This is a genomic window from Plantactinospora sp. ZYX-F-223, from assembly GCF_039649625.1.
GTDB lineage: Bacteria > Actinomycetota > Actinomycetes > Mycobacteriales > Micromonosporaceae > Plantactinospora.
In genome coordinates this window covers 1-4,521 of record NZ_JBDJAV010000120.1, presented here as the reverse complement: position 1 = coordinate 4,521, position 4,521 = coordinate 1, and the positions used below count along the sequence as shown (strand labels likewise).

At 64.0% G+C, this 4,521-nt stretch carries 6 protein-coding genes; 3 read left to right on the top strand and 3 right to left on the bottom strand.

The genetic code is table 11. The features are described 5' to 3' along the window. Nucleotides 1-129: 129 nt before the first annotated feature. The 3 genes from AAH979_RS42465 (at nucleotide 130) to AAH979_RS42455 (ending at nucleotide 1,825) form a co-directional block, all read left to right on the top strand. Nucleotides 130-714 (top strand): helix-turn-helix domain-containing protein, encoded by a 585-nt coding sequence (locus tag AAH979_RS42465; RefSeq protein ID WP_346263774.1) that lies wholly within the window; start codon nucleotides 130-132, stop codon nucleotides 712-714. Beyond that, nucleotides 696-1,193 (top strand): integrase core domain-containing protein, encoded by a 498-nt coding sequence (locus tag AAH979_RS42460; RefSeq protein ID WP_346263773.1) that lies wholly within the window; start codon nucleotides 696-698, stop codon nucleotides 1,191-1,193. The genes AAH979_RS42465 and AAH979_RS42460 overlap by 19 nt, the downstream gene beginning before the upstream one ends. Nucleotides 1,194-1,558: 365 nt before the next feature. Next, nucleotides 1,559-1,825 carry a hypothetical protein gene (locus AAH979_RS42455; protein WP_318398057.1) on the top strand — a complete coding sequence of 89 codons (267 nt, stop codon included), beginning with the start codon at nucleotides 1,559-1,561 and terminating at the stop codon, nucleotides 1,823-1,825. Nucleotides 1,826-2,511: 686 nt separating this feature from the next. Here AAH979_RS42455 and AAH979_RS42450 read toward each other — a convergent pair. The 3 genes from AAH979_RS42450 to AAH979_RS42440 form a co-directional block, all read right to left on the bottom strand. Further along, nucleotides 2,512-2,886, bottom strand: coding sequence for a VOC family protein (locus tag AAH979_RS42450; protein WP_346263772.1), 375 nt, complete (start codon nucleotides 2,884-2,886; stop codon nucleotides 2,512-2,514). A gap of 230 nt (nucleotides 2,887-3,116) precedes the next feature. Then, nucleotides 3,117-3,683 (bottom strand): hypothetical protein, encoded by a 567-nt coding sequence (locus AAH979_RS42445; RefSeq protein WP_346263771.1) that lies wholly within the window; start codon nucleotides 3,681-3,683, stop codon nucleotides 3,117-3,119. A gap of 4 nt (nucleotides 3,684-3,687) precedes the next feature. Beyond that, nucleotides 3,688-4,191 (bottom strand): transposase family protein, encoded by a 504-nt coding sequence (locus tag AAH979_RS42440; protein WP_346263770.1) that lies wholly within the window; start codon nucleotides 4,189-4,191, stop codon nucleotides 3,688-3,690. Nucleotides 4,192-4,521: the final 330 nt, after the last annotated feature.

Below are 4,521 nucleotides of genomic sequence, written 5' to 3'. Positions count from 1 at the left end.
TGTAGCGTGTCAAAATCCCGCTTGGGTGCGGTGGTCTGGTGTTTTGAAGATCGATTCGGTTGCCCGGGTGGGAGCAGGTCGCACCCCTTGTGAGCCGTAACCGCATGGGTGGCAGTGACGATCATCGGTATGTTGGTACGGCTGCTGTACCTGACGGTGATCCGTGTGTTCGGTGGACTGGGGCTGCTGGCTCGTGGCAACAAGGCGCTGCTGGTCGAGGTGCTTGCGCTGCGGCAGGAGGTGGCGGTGCTGCGCCGGCAGATCCGCGGCCGTCCCCGGTTGTCGTGGCCGGATCGGGCGGTGCTGGCCGCGCTCGGCCGGCTGCTGCCGCAGGCGGTGCGGGTGCATCGCCTCGTCACCCCGGCCACGCTGCTGGCCTGGCACCGTCGGCTCGTGCGCTGTCATTGGACGTACCCCAACCGGGCTGGCCGGCCGCGGGTCAGCGACGAGATCCGTGACCTGGTCTTGCGGCTGGCCCGGGAGAATCCGCGCTGGGGGTGCCGGCGGATCCAGGGTGAACTCGGGCGTCTGGGCCACCGGATCGCGTTCGCCACCGTCCGGCGCATCCTCGTCCGCCACCGTACTGGCCCGGCACCCCGGGGAATTGACACCAGCTGGCGAATCTTTCTGCGGATCCAGGCCAGGGGCCTGCTGGCGATCGACTTTTCCACATCGACACGATCGCCCTGCGGCGGGTGTACGTGCTGGTCCTGATGGAGATCACGACCCGGCGGGTGCACCTGCTCGGCGTGACCGAGCGCCCGACGGGGGAGTGGACCACTCAGCAGGCGCGTAACGTCATCATGGAACTCGGCGAGCGGGCCAGCCAGTTCCGGTTCCTGATTCGCGACCGGGACACCAAGTACGTTGCCGGGTTCGACACGGTGTTCACCGCGGAGGGCATCCGGGTGGTCAAGATTCCTCCGCGCACGCCACGGGCGAACGCGTTCATCGAGCGCTGGGGCCGAAGCCTGCGCCAGGAGTGCACCGACTACGTCCTGGTCTACAACGAACGGCACGCTGCGGCGGTGGTCAACGAGTACGTGCAGCACTTCAACGACCACCGCCCACATCAGGGCCTGCAACAGTTGCCGCCCAACCACGACCCGACTGTCGTCATCCCGATGGATGGCCCCGTACGGCGCCGACGACGGCTTGGCGGCGTGGTCAACGAGTACCATCGGGCAGCCTGACCAGATCTTCAAAAGACCAGGTCACAGCCGTGAACAGGATTTTGAGACGGTACAGGCCCAACGGTCGGTGCGGGGGCAAGCCTCGAGAATATTACCGTAAGCGAAGCGACGCGAATCCAAAATGCTGCCGACAAGATTGGGATGCCTATTAGCTTGGTGGGCAGCAGAGCCAGCGGAACCGCGCATCCACTATCTGATTGGGATTACGTGATCACGGGTGCCAATAGTAGGAAGAAGAGTTCAGTCAAGAATTCGCTCCCGCTCGGGGATATTACCCTGGGGCCGCAGGGGAGGCTAGATATATTCACGGGTCCGCTCAATACAGAGTTGCCGCACATAACTTTCTACCCCAGGGGATAGGTTAGATGTCGCACCTTCAAGTGGAGCTCGTCGAGGTGGCTGGTAATCTCGCATTGGCGCGAGTGGCCGGAAGGAAGTTTCCTGGGCTCCTTGTCCAAGGCGATTCCATCAAGATTGTGAGCGATATTGTGCGAGATCTGAGCAACGCGGTCTCCAGCCTGGACTCGGAAGAGGTGCAGGACACGATAAGTGAGCTGAAGGAAACTATTACTTTCTGGGTCGATGAATATGAGAGGATGATGACGGCGGCTCAGCTTCCGTTGCCGTACTAATAGCAACATAGCCGACGCGGCTGCATTTATACGTACACCGAATCAGAGAACCCGGACCCGTAGTGTACTCCGGGTTCTCTGATTCGGTGATGTGAGAAGTTCCTGGCCCCTGCTCCGCCACGCGCCGAGCACCGCGTCATGCCGCACCTGGGTAGCCGCACCAGACCCGCTCGACAGCCAGCCGGCCAGCGGGACACCACCGCCAACCATCCACACGTCGTTGGCTGTCTGCCCATGTTGCTTGCCCGTCATGGTCACGTTCCGTGGCGGGCAGGCGCTCACGGATGCCGGTGCCTGTCCGGGTTGCCGTCACGGTTGCCGTCAGACCGGGAGTCGCATCTGTGTTCATAAATGACTATCGCCGATGGCGGCGTGCGCGCGGGGCCGTAGGCCTGTAGCGCGTGCGCGCGGCCCGGCTTCGGCCGGGCCGCTCTTGATCCTGTAGAGCAGTTTTGAATCCTGTAGAGCAGTTTTGAGCCAGTCGGACGCTTCTATAGGTGTGCCGGTTCCGGGAGGGATTGGTGCCAGTAGGGTCCGGCGTCGGTGATCTGCGAGTGACTCAACCAAGATCTGGCCACCACAGTGTGCCGTTCATCGGACTTGTCCTCGTGGGTCGCCGGCGCGCAGGCCCGTGTACCGTGCCAAAACTCGTTCAACGGCGGTGACCTGGTGTTTTGGAGATCGGTTCAGATCACGTTGCCGTCTGGTGCCCGGACGAAGAACCGGCGCACACCCCACGGCTCCGTGGTCAGCGGATGCACGATCTCGTAGCCGAGCTTCTGCGCGTCCTCGTATGCACGCTCCACATCATCCACCTGCACGGAGATGACCGGGTTTTCGGGTGCGGTCGCGTCACGCGTCACGAGTTGGACGTTTGCCCCACTGTCGGGTGCGGTGTACCGGGCCACCCATCCCAGGTTGAACTCCTCGGCGCCCAGTCCGAGGTAGTCGGTGTAGAAGCTCTTCGCTGCCTCGACGTCAGCCACTCGAAGGTCGGCGATCACGCGCATGACCCGCACGCGGTCCTCCTGCTCGTAGATCGGATGCTCATGATTGAGCAATTTTCATCATGCGTAGCGGTTCTTCGCAACCTTGGAACGGACGCGACAGCACCCCGGGGCGTTCCCACCGGCCGCCCGAGGCTGCCGCAAACCGGGTCGCGATCACCGCACTTTGCAAGTACCGATCATCGGATGCCTTACTCCGCCGTCACCATGCCCGCACGGGCGCTACGGCTTACCAGGTCTGTCACTCCAGATCGAATAGGAGGCAATCATCAAGCCGATGCCGCTCACAACCAGGAGAACCAGACCGATCGCACCGCTATAGCGGTAGATGGAACAAGGGTGTTGTCAACGGCCGGGTCGTAGCCGTACCGCTCGGCGGTCCTGTTGGCCAGGTCCTCGATTTGGTCCCGCTCGGCGTCGTCGAGGCCGCCGCCACCCAGCGTGGTAGATAGGGCGACGATCTCATTCCTCTCGTCGTCGGTCCAGGGCGGAGGCGCGTATGCGGTTGCCGTGCCTATCGCCGGGTTGAAGCGGCGATCAACGCACTCCAGTTGCGCGCCGGTTCGGGAATCCAGGTACAGGAGGTCGCTAGTGCAGGTATCACCCGGCGTGCCGAACGACACGGTGTAGGGCGAGTGGAAAAAGGCAGCAGCGACGACTATGGATCCCACCGACACGAGCAGCAGTGCAGCGCCAACGACCAGGCCGAGCAGAAGCACCCTCGACGGACTATCCACTGGCCAAAAGAGATCGAGCGCGTCCCAGGGGAACCACTTGCGGCCTTGAGGAGTCCCGAGGTCACGAGCCGGCAGCACGCGCTCCTCTTTGGTGTACGTCCTCTTCGCTCGCACTAGTTCACTGTAGAGGACCGCCGGCGCCGCTCGCATCGTCAGCCACAAATGCTTGGTGATCTGGACGGTCGACCACGCAGCGTTTCATCCTCGGTTCGTCGGGTGCTCGACGTGGTGCAGGGCCAGGGCCGGCCGTCGACGTGGTGGCGGCCCGGCCGGCGAGCCAGACGCCGACCGCCGCGGTCAGTAGCTGAGGGTCCATGGCTTGCAACAGCCGACGAATCATCGCCTCCGACGGGCGCCGATCCGGGGCCATGCCCAGAACGAAAGCCGTCGCTACCGGCACGTCGGCGACCCATTCGGCGACCGCGGCGTACGAGCGATAGCCGGTGACCACGGCACACACTGCTGCGGTGACCACGACCGTCAGCCGGTGCCGAACACCTCGCCGAGCCCGGGGATCAGGCAGACCAGCCAGCGCCGCTGGCAGCCCACCAGCGGTCTCGGGGACGGTCAGAGCCGGGGCGCAAGACAAGGATGAGATCAGCGATGATGGCAGCGCGGGCATGACTCACTTCGGGCGATCAGCATGGCGTAGGAACCTTAATGATCTTCGGAGCAGGTCATGCCCGTCTCGCTGCCACCAACAACGGCGCTTCTACTCCGAGCCCCACAAGTCAGACACCGTCACGACTTTGCCGGGGCCCTGGGCACGATGGGCGGTGTGGCCGCGATCCCGACGGTGTGCCCGTCCTGCCGCCGCAACAGGGCCAAGGACGGTGCTGGCCTCCGGCGCGCCGAGCGTGTCGGGCAGGTCAAGCGCCTCCTGTCGGGCCGACGGCGAATTCGTCAGGCGCCCCAGGAAGGTCCGGAGTCTCCAGACACTTCGGAGCGCTAA

Bases quoted from the DNA above. Each gene is read 5' to 3' on its own strand.
- AAH979_RS42455 (WP_318398057.1), top strand. From the start codon at position 1,559: ATGTCGCACCTTCAAGTGGAGCTCGTCGAGGTGGCTGGTAATCTCGCA.
- AAH979_RS42440 (WP_346263770.1), bottom strand. From the start codon at position 4,191: ATGCCCGCGCTGCCATCATCGCTGATCTCATCCTTGTCTTGCGCCCCG.
- AAH979_RS42465 (WP_346263774.1), top strand. From the start codon at position 130: ATGTTGGTACGGCTGCTGTACCTGACGGTGATCCGTGTGTTCGGTGGA.